This is a genomic window from Mesorhizobium sp. CA13 (genome assembly GCF_020165235.1).
GTDB lineage: Bacteria > Pseudomonadota > Alphaproteobacteria > Rhizobiales > Rhizobiaceae > Mesorhizobium.
The window spans coordinates 99,301-120,119 of the sequence record NZ_JAIUHS010000014.1 but is presented as its reverse complement, the minus strand read 5'-3'; the positions used below and the strand labels follow the sequence as shown (position 1 = coordinate 120,119).

Below are 20,819 nucleotides of genomic sequence, written 5' to 3'. Positions count from 1 at the left end.
CAATGTTCGGGCACCGCAGGTGTGCGAAAACGTTCCGAGGGAGGAACCCGCGGGATGGCAATTTCGATTTTCGGCTGGTGTCGTCAGTTCGGGCCAGAGACCACGGAGCCGTCGCCTGGTAGGCGTCTGCCTTCGTGGGTATGGACGGCTTCACTCATGCGCAATATGTATGAGGATGAGGCCTGCCGTGGCGCTCACATTGTCGTCGCGTCGCTAAGGCAGGTAATGTACGTTCAACGAGGCTGCGCAGGCGGGTAATGCCACCCGCATAAGTGTCGATATCGGGGGATCTGGTCCATGACCGACAACAAGCCAGACGTTACCAAGGATTGGCAGGCGACGCAGGGCCAGAAGTCCTCCGCCACACGTCTTCGCCTTTTCGCCGCACTCTCGTGGATTGTCGCCATTGGCGGCGAGATCTACGGGATTATGCTACTTCGCCAGAACAAGTTCGACCAGGCACACCTGCCGCTGATCATCGGCCTTCTGGTCGGCATCGCGATTTTCGCAATCGCCGGCAACTTGCTGTGGAAGGCGGCCAACAGGCACGATCCGGCCCGCGCATCCGACACGGCCAGGTTCTTCTTCCAAAACCAGCTCGGCGCAATCATCACGCTGATTGCCTTCCTCCCGCTGGTTTTCCTGATCCTCACCGACAAAAACATGGATCCACGGACAAAGAAGGTTGCCGGCGGCGTCGGTGCTGCGCTGGCCGTGCTCGCGACGGTCATGGGGATCAGTTTCAAACCCCCGTCGGTCGAACAATACACCCAGGACATGAACGCATGCGCAGCCCAGATCAAGTCGGGGCAGCCCACCACCGCCTGTTCGCCCGACGTCGCCGCTCAGGCGCAGGCGATCGCGGCGGACACCGCCGCGGTGGCGGCGGCGACGAAGGACGCGAGCCACCCCGCAGGGCAGGACGTCGTCTACTGGATCGCGCCCGAAAACGGAGCCGCGAAATCCACCGAGCCGCATGTTTTCCACCTCTGCGCAGGCGTGAGTCCGCTGAAGGACAAGACCGTGAACAGTGGCTCCGTGACGGAAGCCTACGCACAGAACGCCGTCCGCATCACGAAGCAGATCGATATGGAGCAGAAGCAGTGCGGGTTCACCGCCAGCACCAACTGATCTTGCACTCGATCGATCGCGTCCAGCCGTTGGTCTTGTCCACGGAAATGGCGGGATCGTTCCGCTGGCCATTATTGTCCAACTGCTAGCTTATCCGTGGCGGGCGATGACCGGGCGTCCTGCGCACGGCGAATTCCGGCCTGCGATGGCTCAAGCCGGGAAGTCCGGCATCGCGTTGCTCGCCAACAGTGACGGCCCGATGTCTCGGTCGAGCGTAAAGCGCTCGCAACGCTCGCCGTCGGACTCATCGATGAAGCTCTCGACATGTTTGAATCCGAGCTTCGCAAATATCCGCACCGAGGCAAAATTGCGCGCCGCCGCTTCGGCCGTCACCCGTTCAAGCGCCAGAGTTTCGAAAGCGTAGCGGAGAACTTCGTGCGCCGCCTCGCTGCCCAGTCCGTGCCCCCAATGCGCACGCGCGAGCACAAATCCCAATGCAGCTGCCTTGGCGTCGGTTGCGTCGAAGGAAAGGGTTATTGTCCCGATCGCTTCCGAAACTCCTACTTCATCTATGGACCACTGGATCGCTGTACCGTCAGCGAACCGCTGACGCGAACGGGCGAACCATCGCTCGCCCGCGCTTATGTCGTCGGGAACAGGATCGCCGGCAAGAGAGGCGGATTCGACATCCGTCGCGCGCGCAAACCATGCCGGGATATCCCGTTTTCTCGGCGCTCGAAGCACGAGCCTTGGTGTCGTGAGCTTGGGAAATCGGATAGTTTCCATCGAAGCATTTTCACCTGAGGCGGTGCCAATGATAGCCGGAAAGCGGCGATCATGAACCAGCCGGCACCCCCCCCAGAAAGCCTTCGGCAAGGCAGGCCGTCAACCCGCCAAGCGTCAGTCGCGCGATATGGACAGCCCCGCGAGAAGCGGAGCGTACGCGGCGAGCCTGCGGGATACGAATTCCGTGAAGAGCCGCACGCGCTTCGTCTTGCGTGTCTCCCCCTGCGTGAGAAGCCAGAGCGTTCCGTACATGTGCAGTTCGGTGCCCGGCACCCTCACCAGCAGGGGGTCGGCATCTCCGACGAAGCACGGCAGTGTCGTGATCCCGAGCCCTTGCCGTACAGCAACGATCTGCGCCTCGGCGTCCGTGGTCCTGAATGGAACCCCGGTGGTGCGAACCTCGCCCTCGCGGGCCCAGTCCGGAATTCCATGAATACTTATGACGATCCACCGGATGGGATCAGGCGCGCCCGCATGCCAGGCGGCCAGTCGATCGCGGGACATATAGACGCCGCCGAACAACTCCGGCCCCTTCAGGCCGTGAAGATTGAGCGGCAGGGTTTTGCGGTCATAGACGACGCGGATCGCCACGTCGGCCTCTCGGTTGGTCAGGTTTGCCAGCTCCCCGGACGATAAGACGTCCATCTCGATGTCCGGATGCAGACGCGCGAACTCGGCGAAATCCGGCATGAGCAGGTGTGTCGCGAGGGTCGGAGCCAATGTCACCCGCAGAAGCCCGCGCACGCTCTGGTCGCGCCCGAAGACACGTGTCTCCAACTGGTGCGACGACGCTTCCATCTGGTTCGCGAGCTCGAGCACCTCCTCGCCCGCAGCCGTGAGGCGGTAGCCCGAAGGCAGCTTTTCGAACATCTGCGCCCCGAGGCGTTCCTCGAGCTGTGCAACGCGTCGCAGCACGGTCGAGTGGTTCACACCGAGGCGCTCGCCGGCAGCCCGCACCGAGCCTCCGCGCGCCACGGCCAGAAAATAGCGAACATCATCCCAGTCGATCATGGCGCGATCCCGCACCGCGCGGTGCGCTTTCCAAAGCCCGTATCCAACGCAGTCGTACAGCAGTGTGGGCGGTTATCATAGCTTATGTCGACGAGCGCGGCCCAGTTCCGAACGACGGACACCGATTCGTCGCGACTGGCGGCAGTCCTCCGACCGGATCGATTTTGCACCACCGATGTGCGCACTTCCGCACTCAACGCCTGACCCCTGCAGACTTATTTCCAGGCTCTCGGGGTTCTTCCCGAACGATCAAAGGCAGAGCCTGGAAGGAAAAGTCATGGGAAAGTTAAACGGTAAGGTTGCAGTCATCACGGGCGGCGCTACCGGCATTGGCCGCGCTGCAGCAAAGCGCTTCATCGAGGAGGGGGCTTTCGTCTTCATCTTCGGCCGCCGGCAGGAAACGCTCGACGCGGCTCTGGCCGAGCTCGGGCCCAATGCCCGCGCGGTGACGGGCTCGGTCTCGGATGAGGCCGACCTCGACCGACTCTACGCGACGGTGAAGGCCGAGCGCGGAACCCTCGACATCGTCTTCGCCAATGCCGGGGCGGGAAGCCAGCTTGCGCTCGGCAAGATCACCGCCGAGCACATTGACGAAACCTTCGACACCAATGTGAAGGGTACGATCTTCACTGTCCAGAAGGCGCTGCCGCTGATGGGCCAGGGCGGTTCCATAATCCTGACCGGATCGAGCGCCGGCACTACCGGCGCCGCGGCAATGAGCGCCTACAGCGCTAGCAAGGCCGCAGTGCGCAACCTCGCGCGGACTTGGGCGGAGGACCTGAAGGGCACCGGCATCCGCGTCAACGTGCTATCGCCCGGGGCGACCGCGACCGAACTCGCGAAGGAAGCGCTGGGCGAGGAGGGCCAGAAGGTCTTCGCCGCGATGACGCCGCTCCAGCGAATGGCCGATCCGGCGGAGATCGGGGCCGTCGCCGCCTTTCTCGCATCGTCGGACAGCAGCTTCATGACCGCCAGCGAGGTCGCCGTCGACGGCGGCCTTGCGCAACTCTGAGGCGCCACGCCCGGCCGGTCACTCCATTCAATTGACCAGCGCCGTTGAGGGCCGGGAATCGACATCAACACGGATCGGAGAAGCATTATGAGCTACGCAATTGTAGGATTCGGTAAAATAGGCCAGGCCCTCGCCCACGCCTTCGCCCGTAAGAACATCAAGGTGGCCGTGGCGAGCCGCCGGCCGCCCGAGGCATTGGCGCCGCAGGCTCGGGCGATTGGACCCACGGTCATCGCCAAGTCGCTGCGGGATGCGCTCGAGGCCGACACAATCATCTTGGCGGTCCCGTTCTGGGAGCATCGCGAGGTCGCGAAGGCCCTGCCGAACTGGGAAGGCAAGACGGTCATCGACGCGATGAACACTTTTGGAGTTCTCCCCGAAGAACTGGACGATCTTCCGTCCTCAGCCTTCGTCGCGAAGGCGTTCACCGGCGCCAAGCTCGTCAAAGGGTTCAATCACCTTGCTGCGGCCACGCTGGCTGCCGATCCGATCGTCGAGGGCGGCTACCGGGTCGTCTTCCTGTCTGGTGACGACGAGGACGCGACCGCCCCCGTGGCGGCCCTGGCCAAACAACTCGGGTTTGCCCCCGTCAAGCTGGGAAAGCTCGACGAGGGTGGCGCGCTGGTGCAGGCACGCGGCCGCATTTGGGGCCACCTCATCTTCCAGGATTTGTTCAAGAAGGAGCAGTAATCGATCTACGACCGCGTGATCGACGCCGAGAACTGGTCGCGCGCTAACCTCTTCGAGCAGCGCGCGATCAAATATTTGAAGACCACAAGGTCGCGAAGCTGGGGGGCCTAGCAGGCTGCTGTTGAAGAAGTCTGCCGTATAGCCTTGAGGATGGCCTCGTCGCCGTTGTGGTAGGTGAATGTGATTTCGATCGAGCCGTCGTCGAGCAGTTCGGCGTGGCCGTCGCCTGTGACTTCGTCCATCTCGTCACATCCGGCCCATGTGAAGTGAACCATCGACGGGCTGTAGATGAGGTCGAGGCCGGCTTGCAGGACGCCAAAGGCGATCTCGCCATTGTTGTCGCCGCCAATGGTGATCATGGCGGGGCCGCCGAGGTCTAGGTAACTGCGATCCCACAGATCGGCTTCGACGATGCGCCAGCGGCCGATCAACTGGCAGCCTGCGGCCACAGTCATATCGGCACCGCCACAAGCTTGGGCAGCCGCACTAGGTTGTAGGCGGCAGCCGCGAAGGTGAAGGCGCACCCAACGCGGTCGCGACCGCGCAACTTGGTCTTCGGCTGCCCGGCGACCGTCTTGATCCAACCGAAAGCTTCCTCGATCCGCTTGCGGATACACTGGCTGACGGAATAGCCGCCGTGCCGGGTCGTGCGGCGATCGATCGCCGAACTTCGCCCGTTCGTGTTCTGCGCCACGTGCGGTGTCACCCGCATCGAGCGCAACTGGTTGACGAAGTCCTCGGCGTCATAGGCCTTGTCGGCGCCGAGCGTGACCGCGGCCGGCCGGTCGGCACGAGGCTCGATGATGTGCAGCGCAGCCACCCGCTCGGCATGTCCGTCGGCCAGCGTCAGGCAGGCATCGACCAGCAGACCATGGCGGTTCTCCATCAGCTCATGCCCCATGAAGCACAGCTTGGTCTCTTTGCCTTTGCCCTTGCGGTATAGCCTGGCGTCCCGATCGGCAGTCGAGACATGCGTGTCGTTCGATCGCTTCCGGCTATGGAAGTCTGCTTCGGTGTTGCGCCCATCGCCTTGCGCCGGTGGCTCGTCCGAACCGTCCTTCACTTTGACGCTCTTCATCGAGGCCCAAGCCTCAATCAGCGTGCCGTCGACCGAGAAGTGGTCCGTCGACAGAAGTTTCTTCACCTTGGGCTGTGCCAAGACCGCCGCCAGGAACTTCGCCGCGACGTCGCCTTCCAGCAGCCGGTCACGATTCTTCGAGAACACTGAAGGGTTCCATGCCGCATCGTCGACGCCGATGCCGACGAACCAGCGGAATAAGAGATCGTATTCCAGCCGCTCCATCAAAAGCCGCTCCGAGCGGATCGAATAGAATGCCTGCAACAGCATCGCTCTGAGCAGCTTCTCGGGCGGGATCGATGGCCACCCGATCGACGAATACAGCGCCGCGAACTCCCCCTCCAGCGCCGACAGCGCCTCGTTCACGATCGCACGAATGGCCCGCAGCGGATGATCTCGTCGCACCCGCGCCTCATGGTCCACGTAGCTGAACAACTCGCCAGTTCGATCGTCGCCGCCGCGCACCCTTCACCTCCGAATCCCTTCGAAGCCAATGAATCACGCTCATGGCTCGGCGGCGAGTGACTTTTTCAACGGCCTGCTAGCGGCGTATAGGCGCCGTTCGAAGAGCGGGGGCGGTCAAGCGTGCGCCATGCGGCGGCCGCAATTGGTCGTAGAGCTTTGGGCTGCGGACTAACCGATTGCGCCGGCAGCGATGCCATGCGGCGGCGCGAAAAGGCACCTGGTTGCTGGGCGACGTCCCAAAGGGCGGAAGTATCGCGGTCAGTCTAATGATCCCTGACCAGCTGCATGAGGGCTGATGTCGGTGATTCAGCCGATATCGACGTTCATGGCGAAGTCCCAGGTGCCGGCGCCATTTTTGGCGAGGCCAATCATCATCAAACCGAGCGCCTCCAGCGTCTGGGCCATGTGCAAGCCGCCCACGTCGAGCGGACGCAGCCCGAGACTTTCGAGGAACGTCGAGACGCGCGCTTTCGCCTCCGCATCGTCGGCTGCGATGAACGCGTCGAGGCGTCCACCCTTCGCAAGCACGTGACCAAAGATCGTGTTGAACGCCTTCACAACATGCGCGCCGGCGGGGAGGCCCTTTGCGCTCTCCTGCGCGCCAGAACTGCCGTGGGGCGTGACGAGGCCCGAGAGGTCGGGGGCAACCGGGTTGGCGATGTCGACGATCACCTTGCCATCGAGCGCTTTCCCAAAGTCGGCCACAGCCGCCGCTGCACCGCTGTACGGCACGGCGAGGATGACGATATCGCCCGCGGGGGCGGCTCCGTATATCCCAGTGGTCGCTCCGGCTCCAAGTTGGTCGGCGAGCGCCCGCGCCTTGGCGGGGTCGCGGCCGACCACCTCGACAGTGTGTCCGGCCTTGGCGGTACGGCCCGCGATCGCGGCAGCCATGGTTCCAGAGCCAATGATGCTGATAATGCTCATGTGCTGTCTCCTATTGAGTGGGGGTATTGCTGGTAGTTTCTAAAAGGGGGATCCCGTTTGTTGGTTTGACGAATTACGGGGTCGCGATATGGCCCGCCGGGAAGTAATGGCCGTTGTCGAGGTCCTCGATCAGGCCCGGCTGAACTGGATGCCAGCCGAGAGTCCGGCGGGTGATGGCGTTGGACGCCGGAAGGTCCAGCGTGACCAAATTCGCGAGAAAGCCGAAGAAGCCCGGCAACATCAGTACGTCCGCAGGGATGGGCACGGCGGGCACGCCCATACGGGTGCCAATGGCCTCAGCGATCTCGCGGAACCGGATGCCGTCGCCCTCAATCCCGTGCCAAGTTTTGCCAGCCGGCCCCTTCTCCAGCGCCAGGCGGAACAGGGAGGCCAGGTCGCGGGCATGCACGGCTGGCCAGAGGTTCGCGCCGTCACCGGGGTAACCGATAACGCCCTTCTCCTTCGCGAGACCGATCAGCAGCTGGAGGAAGCCGGCATCGGTCGTGCTGTGCGCGATGGGAGGAATTCGGACGACCGAAGACCGCACGCCCCGCTCCGCGAGGCCGATCACGGCGAGCTCCACGGCGTTACGAACCCGCAGGGTGCCCTTGTATGCTTCGCCGCCGGGAAGAGCCGGATCTTCCTCGGTGGCTGGCCGGCCCAGGCCTTCCCACCCCGGCGAGCCGATGCTCCCCGAGACGACGAGCGGCTTTCCGGTCCCCGCCAGCGCCTCGCCGTAGGCGAGCATGATCTGGAGCTCCGCGGCGGCCACGGCGTCGATCCCGCCAGAGGGCAGCAGGTCTTGCCGGTGTGCGACGTGGATGACGCCGTCGGACTCCGCCGCCGCGGCCTTGAGCTTGTCGAGGTCGGTGATATCTCCGCGACGTACCTTGGCGCCGAGCGCCGACACCGCAGTCGCGGACGTGTCCGACCGGGCCAGGCCAATGACCTCATGGCCGGACGCGATGAGCTCGGGAATGATGTGCGAACCGATATGGCCGGTCCCGCCAGTAACTAAAACGCGCATACTGCTGCTCCTTGGGTAATGTGATGCGAGGCGTGGTGCCGCGGGCTCAGCCGAGGAGGCTGACGCGGATTGAGAAGTTGGTGTGTTTGATGGAGCGGGTCATGAGGCCCAGCCACAGCATGCAGGCGTGCTCCAGCGTCCGCGCCATAATCAGCCGCCCGGCATCCATCGGGCGCAGTCCGAGGCTGTCGATGAACGCCGAGACGCGCGCCTTAGCCTGAGCATCGTCCCCGGCGATGAACACGTCCAATGGATGGCCCCCGATCGGGCCGGCAGCCAGGACATGGGCGTTCTGGGTGTTGAACGCCTTGACGATAGTGGCATTTGCAGGAGCAACCTTGGCGATCTCCTGCGCGCCGAAACTGTCTTCAGGAGTCAGGAAACCCGTGAAGTCGGAGTTGATGGGGTTGGTGATGTCGACGAGGAGCTTGCCTGCCAGTGCTTTGCCGTACTGCTTCACCACGTCGAGAACGGCCGAATAAGGAACCGCCAGGATGACGATGTCCCCGACCGGGGCGGCGCCAAATGTTCCGGTCGTCGCGCCGGCTCCAACCTGCTCGGCCAGCGCCCGCGCCTTGGCGGCGTCGCGGCTCATCACCTGGACGGCGTGTCCGGCCTTGGCGGCGGCAAGGCCGCCGATCGCTGCGGCCATACCGCCTGACCCGATGATGCTGATAGTGCTCATGTTCGTGTTCCCATGACTTCGCTTTTCGGGTTGCCGGAAAGCGCCTTCGGCTCCATATACTTATGGATCAGTGATCCGTATATCTGGATCACTGATCCGATTGTCAAGGTGAACTATGCGAGCCGACGCCAAAAAAAATTACAGCCACATCCTTGCGGTCGCGCGCGAGGTCGTCACCCAGCACGGCGCCGACGCATCGATGCGCGATATCGCCCGTCGAGCCGAGGTCGGGCTAGCCACACTGCTTCGTCATTTCCCGACGCGAGAAGCCCTGTTCGAGGCGCTACTGTGTACGAATCTGGACGCACTGACGCAGAAGGCAGATGAACTCGAAACGTCGAACTCACCTGACCAGGCACTCATCTCCTGGTTCCAGGAATGGTTGGTGTTCGCCCAAAGCTACAGGGGCGTCGTCGCCATGATGGCCGCCGCCCACACGAACCCGGACTCCGCTCTTTATGCTTCATGCGCTGCGGTGCACTCGGCGAGCGCGCGACTGCTGGTCCGCGCACAGGCCGAAGGCGCGGCGCGGCCCGACATGAATGGGGATGACCTGTTCGCCCTGATGACGGCGCTCGGCTGGGTGGTCGACCAACCCTCATTTGCGCTGCGGGCCGATCATCTCTTTCGCATCATTACGGGCGCCATCCTGGCGAACCCGTCGAGCAAGGACGTCAAAAAGGCGACGCGGTGAATTCGATAGCATCGGATAGTCGATCGTCGCCCGGAAGCAGGCGAAAAACCGGCTGAGCGCCATCCGTCCATAAATGGGTCCACCTTGTTCCAGCCGTAGCAGCTGACGCAGACTGGTCCCCGCGCACAGAGGCCGTCAGCGATGGTGAAGTCCGTCGCGTCGGTAGCGTGGCCCTCGCGCCGGTTGCGCGCAACATTCGCGAATTGAACGGCGCTGCTTCAAGCGGACGCAGCTCGGCTTTCGACCGGATTATGGCAAGCGTCGCCGTCAACCCGCCAAGCGTCGGTCGCGCGATATGGACAGTCCCGCGAGAAGCGGAGCGTACGCCGCGAGCCTGCGGGATACGAATTCCGTGAAGAGCCGCACGCGCTTCGTCTTGCGTGTCTCCTCCTGCGTGAGAAGCCAGAGCGTTCCGTACATGTGCAGGTCGGTGTCCGGCACCCTCACCAGCAGGGGGTCGGCATCTCCGACGAAGCACGGCAGTGTCGTGATCCCGAGCCCTTGCCGTACAGCAACGATCTGCGCCTCGGCGTCCGTGGTCCTGAATGGAACCCCCGTGGTGCGAACCTCGCCCTCGCCGGCCCAGTCCGGAATTCCATGAATGCTTATGACGATCCACCGGATGGGATCAGGCGCGCCCGCATGCCATGCGGCCAGTCAGAATATGATTGTCCGCGGTAACCGGAGAAGGGAATCTGTGCTCTCAAACCAGCATCGACTGTTGGGCGAAGATGCCTGCCATGGCGCCTTGCCATGATGCCGTGGTGACCGAGGGCATTCCGGGGGTGGCGAGGTCGCCGGCGGCGTAGATGCCGGGCATGCTGGTTTCGCGGCGCTCGTCGACCTTGAGGGCGATGCCGCCGGGCGTATCGACCGTAGCGAGGCCCAGTGATTCATGCAGGCTTGCGGAGGGCTTGTTACGCGGATGGGCGAACAGGATGTCGACCGCGACATTGCGGCCGGTATCGAGATTGACGGTGGCGATATGGCCCCCGGGATGGGCGATCCCGGTGATCCGGCCATCGACGACAGGTATGTTGCGGCGCGCCAGATCAGCCCGGACATCGGGGGGAATGTCGTGACCATCGGCAAAGAGCGTCAACGTGTCGGTCCAATCGTGGAACAGCCTGACATGATTGGGCGACTGCGGGCCGGACCAGACGAGGCCCCAATGCCGGCCGGCGACTTCAAAGCCGTCACAATAGGGGCAGGGCACGATGGACGTGCCCCAGCCTTCGGCAAAGCCCGGAACATCAGGCATCTGGTCGGCGATGCCATAGCTCAGGATCAGGCGGCGCGCCGCAAGGCTTTCGCCATCGCCAGTGAGGACGGAGAAATCGTCGATGGCACCGGAGACGCTGTCGGCCCGGGCATTGACCAGCCTGATCGTGGGATAACGCGCCAGTTGCTGCCGCGCCTCGGCCAGGATGTCCAGCGGTGGCTTGTGATCGTGGCCGAGCAGGCCATGCGAATGGCCGGCGAAGCGGTTGCGCGGCAGGCCGGTATCGAGAACGGTGACCTTGCGGCGGGCACGGCCGAGCTGCAGGGCGCCGGCGAGACCGGCAAAGCTGCCGCCGATGATGATGACGTCATCCATGATGATGGGCTCCGTGTTGCGGATGGAGGGGTTGGGGCTGGGCCTGGCGCGAAATATCGTCCAGCGATACGCGCTCGAGACGGGCAGCGAGCAGGGCTTCGGCATCGACGAGAAAGTCGCCCATCACTGTTTTGGCCGGCCGGACAATGCCGCATCGATATCGCCGGGCGGCCCGAGGAAACTTGATTTGGAGGACACCTACCCATCGGCTTGCACATTTCAGATACTACATGGTATCGTAATGCAATAATTAGGATACTGTCAAGTACTGGAATTCTCGTGACCGAAGACAGCCAGGGCCGGCGCGGCCGGCCCGCCAACGAGGCGCTTGGCCAAACGATAGTCGACGCCGCGTGCGAACTCTTTGTGGAATTGGGTTTTCAAGCGACGACGTTGGACAAGGTCGCCCGGCGGGCCAAGATATCCAAGCTCAGCATCTATCGGCACTTCGAGAACAAGGAGGCGCTGTTCAGCGCGGCCATCGCGGCCCGCTGCCATCAGTTTGCACCACGGGCCCTTTTTGAAGGCGTCGACGGTTCGGCCGAAGATCAGCTCATGGCGGCGGGATCATCCCTGCTTCGCACGCTGTTGAGTTCGGACGTCCGCAATGTCGAAGCCATGATCATGGCCGACAAGACGAATCAAAAGTCGTTAAGCAGGCTCCATTACGAAGCCGGCCCCGCCCATGTCATCGCCGAAATCGAGGCCCTGTTGCGTCAGTTGCACGCGAAAGCGGTTCTGAACGTGCCCGATCCTCTCCGGTCCGCCCGCTTGTTTGCCGCGCTTTTCAAAGGATCCGATCTCCTGATCATCGCGCGCTTCGATCAGGCGAGAGCAGAGGACGACAACGAAATCGAATCCTATTGCCGGTCGGCCGTCGCCATGTTCATCGCCGCGCACGGTGGCAACGACCCCGCGGGCGAATAGCCTAGAGGAGGCCGCGAAGGAGTACTTGCTGGTGCCGAAGTAGGACCAGAACTCCCGCCTTCGGCGCGCCCCATCACTCCCACTCGATTGTCCCCGGCGGCTTCGAGGTCACATCATAGACCACGCGGTTGATGCCTTTTACTTCGTTGATGATGCGCGTGGCGGCCGCACCCAGGAAGGCCATGTCGTAGTGGTAGAAATCGGCGGTCATGCCGTCGACCGAGGTGACGGCGCGCAGCGCGCAGACGAATTCATAGGTGCGGCCGTCGCCCATGACGCCGACCGTCTGCACCGGCAAGAGCACCGCGAAGGCCTGCCAGATGGCGTCGTACAGCCCCGCCTTGCGGATCTCGTCGAGATAGATGGCGTCAGCCTCGCGCAGGATCTCCAGCTTTTCGCGCGTGATGCCGCCGGGGCAGCGTATGGCAAGACCCGGTCCCGGGAACGGGTGGCGGCCGATGAAACTTTCGGGCAGGCCGAGTTCCTTGCCCAGCGCGCGGACCTCGTCCTTGAACAGTTCGCGCAGCGGCTCGACCAGCTTCATGTTCATGCGCTCGGGCAGGCCGCCGACATTGTGGTGCGACTTGATCGTCACCGACGGGCCGCCGGTGAAGGAGACGCTTTCGATGACGTCGGGATAGAGCGTGCCTTGTGCCAGGAAATCGGCGCCGCCGAGTTTCTTGGCCTCCTCTTCGAACACCTCGATGAACAGCCGGCCAATGGTCTTGCGTTTCTTCTCGGGGTCCGCCTCACCTTCGAGCGCACCGATGAAACGATCCGACGCATTCACCAGAATGAGCGGCAAATTGTAGTGTTCGCGGAACATCGCAACGACGCCGGCGGCCTCGTCCTTGCGCATCAGACCATGGTCGACGAGGATGCAAGTGAGTTGATCGCCGACCGCCTCATGGATGAGCAGCGCGGCGACCGAGGAGTCGACGCCGCCCGAAAGCGCGCAGATGACCTTGCCCTTGCCGACCTGCTTGCGGATCGCCTCGACCGCGTGCTCGCGGTAGGCGCGCATCGTCCAGTCGCCCTCGATGCCGGCGATGTTGTGGACGAAATTCCTGAGCAGCCGGGCGCCGTCGGGCGTATGCACCACTTCCGGATGGAACATGATGCCATACATCCTGCGCTCGACATTGCCGAAGATGGCGAAGGGCGAGCCTTCCGACTTGCCGAACACCTCGAACCCCTTGGGCAAGGAGATGACGCGGTCGCCATGGCTCATCCACACCTGGTGGCGCTGGCCGATCGCCCACAGGCCTTCGAACAGCGGACTTTCCTTCTCGATCTCGACGAAAGCGCGGCCGAATTCGCGATGGTTGGAGCTTTCGGCGACGCCGCCCATCTGTACGCACATGGCCATCTGGCCATAGCAGATGCCGAGCACCGGCACGCCGGCGTCGAAGACGATCTGCGGCGCCCGCGGGCTGCCGATATCCGTGGTCGAGGCCGGACCGCCGGACAGGATCACGGCTTTTGGATTGATGCGCTTGAATGCCGCCTCGGCCGACTGGAACGGCACGATCTCGGAAAACACGCCGGCTTCGCGGATGCGGCGGGCGATGAGCTGGGTGAACTGGCTGCCGAAATCGACAATCAGGACGGTGTCGGGTTGATTGGCTGTTTTCATGGCGAGCGTTTAGAGAAAGAAACGAGTCGGCGCAATGGGTTGCGAAGCCTGACTTTCAGACCGGTCCTGCCACGTCACCAGGAGAACCCTTCCGAAGCAAGCCCGATCCGATCGCCTGTTCGAGGCGCATGACGGCATCCGCCAGCTTTTCGTCGATGACGTGCAGATATTCGGTCCAGTCGCCGACATGCCTGAGATCAGCCGCACCGTCGGAAATGCCGCGCAGCCCAATCAGGGGCACGTCGAACAGCTGGCAGGCGCGCAGGCAGGCGAAGGTCTCCATGTCGACCATGTCGGCGGCAATTGCATCAAAGGCCGCGCCGGTGATGATCGCACCGCCGGTCGACAGCGTCGCCTCCTTGACGTCAGGGATGCGCAACGGCAGCGGCACCGTAACCGGCAGGTCGAGGAACGGCGTCGCGCCTTTCTCGAAGCCAAGCGGCGAAGCGTCGATGTCACGATAGCTGACCGAGATGGCCTGGTAGATCTCCGTCTGCTCCAAGGTCCGGCTGCCGGCAGAGCCGAGCGATACGACGAGGTCCGGCAGCGCCTCTTGCGACTTCAGCCAGGACAATTCGGCGCCAAGCCGGACGGCTGCCTCGACCGGGCCGACACCGGTCATCAGCGGGGTGAACAGCCGCTGCAAATGCGGCCCGTATTCGGCCTGCGCCGCCATGACGAAGAGGACATCCTTGCCGGACAGTCGCGACACTTTGTCGGTCATGATGATCTACTCCTCCCTGCCCTGCCCGACCGCCGATGCTTGCGATAAAGGGGGTGATGTGCCCTCACCCGCGCCCGGCCCTCCGCTATGGCTCCGGGCGTTCGTCGCTCGAAAAGCCCATTTAGGGGCTTTTCGCCCGCTACGCGGGCCGCTCCTCACCCGGCAATCCCATCACGGCCGACCATGGTCATCATGGTGCCGGTCATGGTGGCGATCAACTTGGCCTCGCCGTCGGCGGCGAAGGCATAGGCCTGGCCGTCGGCGACGATGATGGTGCGGCCGGGCTTGGTCACCGAACCGCGGAACAGGAAGCGCTCGCCCCTGCCCGGCGCCAGCAGATTGACCTTGAACTCGATGGTCAGCACGCCGGAATTCTCCGGCATCAGCGAAAAGGCCGCATAGCCGCAGGCCGAGTCCAGCGCGGTCGAGATGACGCCCGCATGCAGGAAACCGTGCTGCTGGGTAAGTGCGGCCGAATAGGGCATCTCGATTTCGATGATGCCGGGCGTCACCAGCGTCAATTCGGCGCCGATGGTCGCCATCGCCTGCTGGCGCGCGAAGGACGCCCTGACGCGGTCTTCATAATCCGGGGCGGGTACGATCTTTGCTGCCATGGCCGTCGCTGCTTTCACCTTTGCCGAAAAGCTTATTGCAGAGGCGTGACCGGCAAGCAATCATCCGATGCTGCACTGCAGCAATTTGACCTCGAGGGCGCGCAGGACGGCTTCGCTTTCCGCTTCATTCAGGCTGCCCTGCGCAGCGCGCAGACGTAGAAACCGTCGGTGCCGCTCAGCGCCGGCGACAGGCAGATACCGCCCAAAGCGCCAAGCCGCATCGCCGTTTCATGGCCGGGAAAACGGCTGTCCCAGAGCCGGCGATGATCGACCGGGGCAAAACCGCCATTACGCTGGCAAAACGCGGCGACCTGTTCGCCATTCTCCTCGTCGAACACCGAACAGGTGACGTAGACCAGCAGGCCACCCGGCTTGACGAAGCTGCTGGCGGTATCGAGGATCGCCATCTGCTCGCCCTTGCGGGCGTCGAGCTGCCTTTGCGTCAGCCGCCATTTGGCGTCCGGGCGCCGTCGCCAGGTGCCGCTGCCGGTGCAAGGCGCGTCGACCAGGACAAGGTCCATATGGCCGGTGAGCGGCGACAGCTCCGCCGGCCTTGTGACGATCTGCACGTTGCGGTTTTCCGAGCGGCGGATGCGGTCGAAGATGGGCGCCAGCCGCGCCTTTTCGGCATCATGGGCGAAGACCTGGCCTGTATTGGCCATCGCCGCTGACAGGGCCAGTGTCTTGCCGCCGGCACCAGCGCAGTAATCGAGCACCTGCATTCCAGGCTCGGCGCCGGCAAGGGCGGCGGCGATCTGCGATCCCTCGTCCTGGACCTCGAACCAGCCTTTCTGGAAAGCCGGCTCGGCCTGCACGTTGGGATGCCTGCCGTCGCCGTCGATCGGCGGAATGCGAATGCCTTGTGGGGCGATGTGAGCTGCCTTGGCGCCGGTTTCGGCAAGTTCCGCCAGCACTTTGGCCCGATCGGCCTGCAAGGTGTTGACGCGGATGTCGAGTGGCGGGCGGGTGGCGAGCGCTGCGCCCTCCTCGACCCAAGTCTCGCCAAACGCGCGTTGCAAAAGCGGCTCGCACCAATCCGGTATGTCGGCGCGCACCGCGGGCGGCGCGTCGGCAAGCCGCCGCTCGTCGGTTGCCTGGAGCTCCGTGGCCGTCAGCAGCGGCGGCGCGAACCTGTCGCCGTCGAGCGCTTCGTTGAGCGAGCGCGCGGTCTGGCCCCATTCGAGCAGCAGGGCGCCGAAGCCGATGGCGCGCGGCGTGTCCCCGCCCAGCAGCCAGCCTGCCGAGCGCTTGCGGCGCAGCGCATCGTAGACGATGTTGCCGATCGCCGCGCGGTCGCCGCCGCCGGCAAAGCGGTGCGACAGGCCCCAATCCTTCAGCGCATCGGCCACCGGCCGGTGACGCCGGCCAATGTCTTCCAACACTTCGATGGCCGCAGCCAGCCGTCCGCCTAGTCGCATTCTTCAGTCCACCAAATCGAACGCATCATCTCGGCCTGCTCTTAGAGCCTTTCACGGTGAGATTGAACCCCGCTCCGTTTTGCGACGACAGGCAGCCTGTTGGCGATCGGCGAAAACTGCCCGAGCAATGAATCTGCCGGTGCGGTCAACAGCAAACCGTCAATAGATGCAAGATCTCTAATGTTCGTAACTGGCGGCTGCAAGCACCGCAGGGGTGCGACAGCTCAGCTTTCCAAGTTTTTCGGTTGGGAATACTCTTGCCGCCATGATTCGCGGCGCGAAAAGCGTGGACCGACGGATCGTCACGAGGAGAGGGCAATGAAGACTTATCTGGCGGAAGTTCTAGGCACATTTCTGTTGGTGTTCATCGGTACGGCGTCAGTGGTGACGGGCGGCTTCGGCGGCGCGCTGCCGCTCGGGCAGGAAGGCATAGGACTGGCCTTCGGCATCGGCCTTATCGCGGCCGCTTACGCGATCGGCCCCATTTCGGGCGCGCATCTCAACCCGGCTGTGACACTCGGCGTGTTCCTTGCCGGCCGGTTGCCAGCCAAGGACGTCATCCCCTACTGGATCGCACAGATCATCGGCGCCATCCTGGCCTCGCTGGCGCTGTGGATCATCGTCTCCGGCCAGGCCGGCGGACACACTGGCGGCTTCGGCGCCAATGGCTGGGACGAGACGAAATGGGGCGTCTCTTCGGCGTTCCTGTGGGAGCTGATCGGCACCTTCACCTTCGTCACGGTGATCCTCGGCGTCACCGCGGAAAGGCATGCCACGGCCTTCGCCGGACTGGTCATCGGCCTGACACTGGCGGGCATCCACTTCGCCATGATCCCGGTGACGGGAACCTCGGTCAATCCGGCCCGTTCTATAGGCCCGGCGCTGTTCTCGGGCGGCGCCGCGATCAGCCAGCTCTGGCTGTTCATCGTCGCGCCGCTGATCGGCGGCGCCATTGCCGGCGTCATCGCCAAGGCGCGCGTCTTCGAAAAGGACTGATTTCGAAAGCCTGGACAGGGAAAAGGCGCGGGGCCGAGCCTCGCGCCTTTTTTATTGGGTGGAAAATCCGCCTGGATCAGGCGGCGATATCGAAGCGGTCGGCGTTCATCACCTTGGTCCACGCCGCGACGAAATCCCTGGCGAATTTCTGCCCGGCATCCGCTGACCCGTACACCTCCGACAGCGCACGCAGTTGCGCGTGCGAGCCGAAGATCAGGTCGGCGCGGGTGCCGGTCCACCTGACCGCCTTGGTCTTGCGGTCGCGCGCTTCGTAGATCTCATCCGAACCCGCGACCGGATCCCAGACCGTGCTCATGCTGAGCAGGTTGACGAAGAAGTCGTTCGTCAGCGTGCCCGGCCTGTCGGTGAACACGCCGTGCCTGGACTTGCCGGTGTTGGCGCCGAGCACTCGCAGGCCGCCGACGAGCACCGTCATCTCCGGCGCGGTCAGCGTCAGCAACTGCGCGCGATCGACCAGCATCGCTTCGACCGACATTGGCTGCGGCCCCCGGACATAGTTGCGGAAGCCGTCGACTTTCGGCTCGAGCGCGGCAAAGGAGGCGACATCGGTCTGCTCCTGCGAGGCATCCATGCGGCCAGGCGTGAACGGCACCTTCACCTCGTTGCCGCCGTCCTTCGCCGCCTTCTCGATCGCGGCGACGCCGCCGAGCACGATCAGATCGGCCAGCGAGATCTTTTTTCCGCCGGTCTGTGCCACGTTGAACGCCTTCTGGATGGATTCGAGCGTGGCCAGCACCTTGGCCAATTCAGCAGGCTGGTTGACGTCCCAGTCCTTCTGCGGCGCCAACCGGATGCGCGCGCCATTGGCGCCGCCGCGTTTGTCGGAACCCCTGAACGTCGAGGCCGAAGCCCAGGCGGTCGAGACCAGTTCGGAAACGGACAGGCCCGAGGCCAGGATCTTGGCCTTCAGCGATGCGATATCCTGTTCGCTGACCAGTTCATGGTCGAGGGCCGGGATCGGATCTTGCCAGATCAGCTCTTCCTTCGGCACCAACGGGCCAAGGTAGCGCACGACCGGGCCCATATCGCGATGGGTGAGCTTGAACCAGGCGCGGGCGAAGGCGTCGGCGAACTGATCCGGATTCTGGTGGAACCGCCGCGAGATCTTCTCGTAAGCCGGGTCGACCCGCAGCGCGAGATCGGTGGTCAGCATGGCCGGCGCGCGGCGCTTGGAGGGATCATGCGCGTCCGGCACCGTGCCGGCACCGGCGCCGCCCTTGGGCGTCCACTGATGGGCGCCGGCCGGGCTCTTGGTCAGTTCCCATTCGTAGTTGAACAGGTTGTCGAAGAAGTTGTTGCTCCATTTGGTCGGCGTCGTGGTCCAGGTGACCTCGAGGCCCGACGTGATGGCATCGCCGGCAATGCCCGACGCGTGCTTGCTCGACCAGCCGAGCCCCTGCGCCTCGATGCCGGCGCCTTCCGGCTCGGCGCCGACCAGCGAGGCATCGCCTGCGCCGTGGGTTTTGCCGAAGGTGTGGCCGCCGGCGATCAGCGCCACAGTCTCCTCGTCGTTCATCGCCATGCGGGCGAAGGTTTCCCTGATGTCGCGTGCCGAGGCCAGCGGATCAGGCTTGCCGTTCGGGCCCTCCGGATTGACATAGATCAGGCCCATCTGCACGGCGCCGAGATGGCCGCGAAGTTCGCGGTCGCCGGAGTAGCGCTCGTCGCCCAGCCATTTGGTTTCCGATCCCCAATCGACGTCCTGCTCGGGTTCCCAGACGTCGGCGCGGCCGCCGGCGAAGCCGAAGGTCTTGAAGCCCATCGATTCCAGGGCGACGTTGCCGGTGAGGATCAACAGGTCGGCCCAGGAGATCTTGCGGCCATATTTCTGCTTGACCGGCCACAGCAGGCGGCGCGCCTTGTCGAGGTTGGCATTGTCAGGCCAGCTGTTGAGCGGCGCGAAACGCTGCTGGCCGGCGCCGGCGCCGCCGCGGCCGTCACCGATGCGGTAGGTGCCGGCGCTGTGCCAGGCCATGCGAATGAACAGCGGCCCGTAATGGCCGAAGTCGGCCGGCCACCAATCCTGCGAATCCGTCATGACATGGTGCAGGTCCTTGATCACAGCGTCGAGATCGAGGCTCGCGAATTCCTTGGCATAGTCGAAGTCCTCGCCCATCGGGTCGGAGAGGCTCGACTGCTGGTGGAGAACGCCGAGGTCCAGCTGGTTGGGCCACCAGTCACGGTTGGTCCTGGCACCGGGTCCATGCGCGACAGGGCATTTGCCCGCGCTGTTGTCGTCGGTTTTCGCGTCCATCTTGCACTCCAATTTTTGCCGAGGGTTCCGGGGCAGCCAGCGGCCGCCATCCTGGAATGATTCCAGACTAGGCCAGGCTGCCGATAAAAACAAATTGCCTTTCCTGTTCATTTCAATAGGATTTCCTTATGATAGGCCTGACCGTCCGGCAGATGCATTATTTCGACGCTCTTGCGCAGACGCTGCATTTCGGGCGTGCGGCAAAACTCGCAGGCGTCAGCCAGCCGGCGCTGTCCTCGCAGATCGCGGAAATGGAGCAGCGGCTGAATTGCCGGCTGTTCGAGCGCGGCGGCAAATCGGTGCGCATGACCGACGAGGCGGCAGCCCTTTTGCCGCGCATCGAAGGCATCCTTTCAGACATACGCGAGGTCGAGACGATGGCCCGGCGCGGCCGCCCGGCCATGGGAGGACGCTTCCGGCTGGGCATCATCCCGACCGTCGCGCCCTATCTCCTGCCGCGCGCCTTGCCCGAACTGAAGACGCGTTTCCCGGACTTGCTGCTCGAACTGCGCGAGGCGGTGACCGCCTCGCTCGTCGAGGACATCGCGTCGCAAAAACTCGACGCTTTCATCGCCGCGCTTCCGCTCGACCATCCCGGCCTGGTAACGGAGGCTTTATTCCCGGACCGGTTTTTCCTGGCCGTGCCGTCAGGCGATCCGGCTTTCGCCTCGCCACCGGTGCCGCCTGAAAGCCCGGCGCTGGAAAGGCTGATGCTGCTGGAGGAAGGCCATTGCCTGCGCGAACAGGCGCTGGCTGTCTGCGGCAATGTGCGGCCGGTGGCGATGGCAAGCTACGGCGCCACCAGCCTGACCACGCTTTTGCAGATGGTGGCGCACGGGCTCGGCGTGACGCTGATCCCCGAAATGGCCGCGGGACCTGCCGGCACTATCCCCGACCTCAAGATCGTGCCGTTCCAGGAACCCATGCCGCAGCGCACGATCTGCTTTGCCTGGCGGCGCAACAGCACCTTGCACAATGAGTGCATGGAGCTGGCAAGGATCATTCGGGGGCTGGGGTCGGCGGTGCAGGCGGCGTGAAGGACGACGAGCCCAAGCTTGCTATCGGCCAAGGCAAACCTCGAATGTGCGCTTGTTGGACGGCTCGAGCGGATATAGCTCGCCTTCATCCCAAGCAAGTGGATCAAGTGCCACGCTACGCATTGGGCAGAATTACGGACCGAACTCAT

General features: G+C 63.9%; 20 protein-coding genes and 2 pseudogenes. 8 read left to right on the top strand and 14 right to left on the bottom strand.

What is annotated here, in order from left to right; all coding sequences use genetic code 11:
- The first annotated feature begins 297 nt into the window (after positions 1 to 297).
- Positions 298 to 1,131: a hypothetical protein gene (locus tag LB566_RS25670; protein ID WP_224628502.1), complete on the top strand. Its 834-nt coding sequence runs from the start codon at positions 298 to 300 to the stop codon at positions 1,129 to 1,131.
- 150 nt (positions 1,132 to 1,281) lie between these two features.
- Here the strand turns inward: LB566_RS25670 and LB566_RS25665 are convergent, their stop codons facing one another.
- Both LB566_RS25665 and LB566_RS25660 read right to left on the bottom strand, forming a co-directional pair.
- Entirely contained in the window at positions 1,282 to 1,947 is a 666-nt protein-coding gene (locus LB566_RS25665) for a GNAT family N-acetyltransferase (protein WP_224628500.1), read from the bottom strand.
- Positions 1,948 to 1,971: 24 nt separating this feature from the next.
- Entirely contained in the window at positions 1,972 to 2,868 is an 897-nt protein-coding gene (locus tag LB566_RS25660; protein ID WP_224628499.1) for a LysR family transcriptional regulator, read from the bottom strand.
- A gap of 277 nt (positions 2,869 to 3,145) precedes the next feature.
- Here LB566_RS25660 and LB566_RS25655 point away from each other — a divergent pair, with 277 nt between their 5' ends.
- Together LB566_RS25655 and LB566_RS25650 are read left to right on the top strand one after the other, a co-directional pair.
- Positions 3,146 to 3,880, top strand: coding sequence for an SDR family NAD(P)-dependent oxidoreductase (locus LB566_RS25655; protein WP_224628497.1), 735 nt, complete (start codon positions 3,146 to 3,148; stop codon positions 3,878 to 3,880).
- A gap of 87 nt (positions 3,881 to 3,967) precedes the next feature.
- Entirely contained in the window at positions 3,968 to 4,570 is a 603-nt protein-coding gene (locus tag LB566_RS25650; RefSeq protein ID WP_224628495.1) for an NADPH-dependent F420 reductase, read from the top strand.
- A 107-nt stretch (positions 4,571 to 4,677) separates the two neighbouring features.
- On the opposite strand, the gene LB566_RS25645 is transcribed toward LB566_RS25650, so the two are convergent.
- From LB566_RS25645 to LB566_RS25625, 5 genes and pseudogenes are all read right to left on the bottom strand, one after another.
- Positions 4,678 to 5,025 carry a hypothetical protein gene (locus LB566_RS25645; protein ID WP_224628493.1) on the bottom strand — a complete coding sequence of 116 codons (348 nt, stop codon included), beginning with the start codon at positions 5,023 to 5,025 and terminating at the stop codon, positions 4,678 to 4,680.
- Positions 5,022 to 6,113 (bottom strand): IS5 family transposase, encoded by a 1,092-nt coding sequence (locus tag LB566_RS25640; RefSeq protein ID WP_224628492.1) that lies wholly within the window; start codon positions 6,111 to 6,113, stop codon positions 5,022 to 5,024. The genes LB566_RS25645 and LB566_RS25640 overlap by 4 nt, the downstream gene beginning before the upstream one ends.
- Positions 6,114 to 6,419: 306 nt before the next feature.
- Complete coding sequence (locus LB566_RS25635) at positions 6,420 to 7,040, bottom strand: NADPH-dependent F420 reductase (RefSeq protein WP_140552447.1); 621 nt, start codon at positions 7,038 to 7,040, stop codon at positions 6,420 to 6,422.
- A 73-nt stretch (positions 7,041 to 7,113) separates the two neighbouring features.
- Entirely contained in the window at positions 7,114 to 8,067 is a 954-nt protein-coding gene (locus LB566_RS25630) for an SDR family oxidoreductase (RefSeq protein ID WP_140552446.1), read from the bottom strand.
- A 46-nt stretch (positions 8,068 to 8,113) separates the two neighbouring features.
- Positions 8,114 to 8,761, bottom strand: a pseudogene (locus LB566_RS25625) (NADPH-dependent F420 reductase); the annotation flags it as partial.
- 106 nt (positions 8,762 to 8,867) lie between these two features.
- Between LB566_RS25625 and LB566_RS25620 the strand changes: the two are divergent.
- On the top strand, positions 8,868 to 9,446 hold the full coding sequence (locus LB566_RS25620) for a TetR/AcrR family transcriptional regulator (protein WP_140552444.1): 579 nt from the start codon (positions 8,868 to 8,870) through the stop codon (positions 9,444 to 9,446).
- A 267-nt stretch (positions 9,447 to 9,713) separates the two neighbouring features.
- Here LB566_RS25620 and LB566_RS25615 read toward each other — a convergent pair.
- Positions 9,714 to 10,103 (bottom strand): annotated as a pseudogene (locus LB566_RS25615) (LysR substrate-binding domain-containing protein); the annotation flags it as partial.
- Between the two features lie 46 nt (positions 10,104 to 10,149).
- Positions 10,150 to 11,043 carry an NAD(P)/FAD-dependent oxidoreductase gene (locus LB566_RS25610; RefSeq protein ID WP_140552443.1) on the bottom strand — a complete coding sequence of 298 codons (894 nt, stop codon included), beginning with the start codon at positions 11,041 to 11,043 and terminating at the stop codon, positions 10,150 to 10,152.
- On the opposite strand from LB566_RS25610, the gene LB566_RS25605 reads away from it, so the two are divergent.
- Entirely contained in the window at positions 11,042 to 11,293 is a 252-nt protein-coding gene (locus LB566_RS25605; RefSeq protein WP_181172576.1) for a hypothetical protein, read from the top strand. The genes LB566_RS25610 and LB566_RS25605 overlap by 2 nt on opposite strands.
- Positions 11,294 to 11,322: 29 nt before the next feature.
- Positions 11,323 to 11,970: a TetR/AcrR family transcriptional regulator gene (locus LB566_RS25600; RefSeq protein WP_140552442.1), complete on the top strand. Its 648-nt coding sequence runs from the start codon at positions 11,323 to 11,325 to the stop codon at positions 11,968 to 11,970.
- Positions 11,971 to 12,043: 73 nt separating this feature from the next.
- On the opposite strand, the gene guaA is transcribed toward LB566_RS25600, so the two are convergent.
- From guaA to LB566_RS25580, 4 genes are all read right to left on the bottom strand, one after another.
- The gene (guaA, locus tag LB566_RS25595) at positions 12,044 to 13,606 is read right to left on the bottom strand and encodes a glutamine-hydrolyzing GMP synthase (RefSeq protein ID WP_224628491.1); all 1,563 of its coding nucleotides are present in this window, start codon (positions 13,604 to 13,606) and stop codon (positions 12,044 to 12,046) included.
- Positions 13,607 to 13,661: 55 nt separating this feature from the next.
- Positions 13,662 to 14,330: a 5'-methylthioadenosine/S-adenosylhomocysteine nucleosidase gene (locus LB566_RS25590; protein WP_224628484.1), complete on the bottom strand. Its 669-nt coding sequence runs from the start codon at positions 14,328 to 14,330 to the stop codon at positions 13,662 to 13,664.
- A 155-nt stretch (positions 14,331 to 14,485) separates the two neighbouring features.
- Positions 14,486 to 14,944 (bottom strand): PaaI family thioesterase, encoded by a 459-nt coding sequence (locus tag LB566_RS25585; RefSeq protein WP_027146613.1) that lies wholly within the window; start codon positions 14,942 to 14,944, stop codon positions 14,486 to 14,488.
- 128 nt (positions 14,945 to 15,072) lie between these two features.
- Positions 15,073 to 16,362 (bottom strand): RsmB/NOP family class I SAM-dependent RNA methyltransferase, encoded by a 1,290-nt coding sequence (locus tag LB566_RS25580; protein WP_140552439.1) that lies wholly within the window; start codon positions 16,360 to 16,362, stop codon positions 15,073 to 15,075.
- A 318-nt stretch (positions 16,363 to 16,680) separates the two neighbouring features.
- Between LB566_RS25580 and LB566_RS25575 the strand changes: the two genes are divergently transcribed.
- Complete coding sequence (locus LB566_RS25575) at positions 16,681 to 17,358, top strand: MIP family channel protein (RefSeq protein ID WP_224628482.1); 678 nt, start codon at positions 16,681 to 16,683, stop codon at positions 17,356 to 17,358.
- A gap of 76 nt (positions 17,359 to 17,434) precedes the next feature.
- On the opposite strand, the gene katG is transcribed toward LB566_RS25575, so the two are convergent.
- Positions 17,435 to 19,633, bottom strand: coding sequence for a catalase/peroxidase HPI (katG, locus tag LB566_RS25570; RefSeq protein WP_224628480.1), 2,199 nt, complete (start codon positions 19,631 to 19,633; stop codon positions 17,435 to 17,437).
- Positions 19,634 to 19,761: 128 nt separating this feature from the next.
- Between katG and LB566_RS25565 the strand changes: the two genes are divergently transcribed.
- Positions 19,762 to 20,670, top strand: coding sequence for a hydrogen peroxide-inducible genes activator (locus LB566_RS25565; RefSeq protein WP_224628473.1), 909 nt, complete (start codon positions 19,762 to 19,764; stop codon positions 20,668 to 20,670).
- Positions 20,671 to 20,819 lie beyond the last annotated feature (149 nt).

What these genes read in the sequence shown, in the direction of transcription:
- LB566_RS25670 (WP_224628502.1), top strand. Translation starts at nt 298, where the DNA reads ATGACCGACAACAAGCCAGACGTTACCAAGGATTGGCAGGCGACGCAG.
- LB566_RS25660 (WP_224628499.1), bottom strand. Translation starts at nt 2,868, where the DNA reads ATGATCGACTGGGATGATGTTCGCTATTTTCTGGCCGTGGCGCGCGGA.
- LB566_RS25655 (WP_224628497.1), top strand. Translation starts at nt 3,146, where the DNA reads ATGGGAAAGTTAAACGGTAAGGTTGCAGTCATCACGGGCGGCGCTACC.
- LB566_RS25650 (WP_224628495.1), top strand. Translation starts at nt 3,968, where the DNA reads ATGAGCTACGCAATTGTAGGATTCGGTAAAATAGGCCAGGCCCTCGCC.
- LB566_RS25645 (WP_224628493.1), bottom strand. Translation starts at nt 5,025, where the DNA reads ATGACTGTGGCCGCAGGCTGCCAGTTGATCGGCCGCTGGCGCATCGTC.
- LB566_RS25635 (WP_140552447.1), bottom strand. Translation starts at nt 7,040, where the DNA reads ATGAGCATTATCAGCATCATTGGCTCTGGAACCATGGCTGCCGCGATC.
- LB566_RS25630 (WP_140552446.1), bottom strand. Translation starts at nt 8,067, where the DNA reads ATGCGCGTTTTAGTTACTGGCGGGACCGGCCATATCGGTTCGCACATC.
- LB566_RS25620 (WP_140552444.1), top strand. Translation starts at nt 8,868, where the DNA reads ATGCGAGCCGACGCCAAAAAAAATTACAGCCACATCCTTGCGGTCGCG.
- LB566_RS25605 (WP_181172576.1), top strand. Translation starts at nt 11,042, where the DNA reads ATGATGATGGGCTCCGTGTTGCGGATGGAGGGGTTGGGGCTGGGCCTG.
- LB566_RS25610 (WP_140552443.1), bottom strand. Translation starts at nt 11,043, where the DNA reads ATGGATGACGTCATCATCATCGGCGGCAGCTTTGCCGGTCTCGCCGGC.
- guaA (WP_224628491.1), bottom strand. Translation starts at nt 13,606, where the DNA reads ATGAAAACAGCCAATCAACCCGACACCGTCCTGATTGTCGATTTCGGC.
- LB566_RS25590 (WP_224628484.1), bottom strand. Translation starts at nt 14,330, where the DNA reads ATGACCGACAAAGTGTCGCGACTGTCCGGCAAGGATGTCCTCTTCGTC.
- LB566_RS25585 (WP_027146613.1), bottom strand. Translation starts at nt 14,944, where the DNA reads ATGGCAGCAAAGATCGTACCCGCCCCGGATTATGAAGACCGCGTCAGG.
- LB566_RS25580 (WP_140552439.1), bottom strand. Translation starts at nt 16,362, where the DNA reads ATGCGACTAGGCGGACGGCTGGCTGCGGCCATCGAAGTGTTGGAAGAC.
- LB566_RS25575 (WP_224628482.1), top strand. Translation starts at nt 16,681, where the DNA reads ATGAAGACTTATCTGGCGGAAGTTCTAGGCACATTTCTGTTGGTGTTC.
- katG (WP_224628480.1), bottom strand. Translation starts at nt 19,633, where the DNA reads ATGGACGCGAAAACCGACGACAACAGCGCGGGCAAATGCCCTGTCGCG.
- LB566_RS25565 (WP_224628473.1), top strand. Translation starts at nt 19,762, where the DNA reads ATGATAGGCCTGACCGTCCGGCAGATGCATTATTTCGACGCTCTTGCG.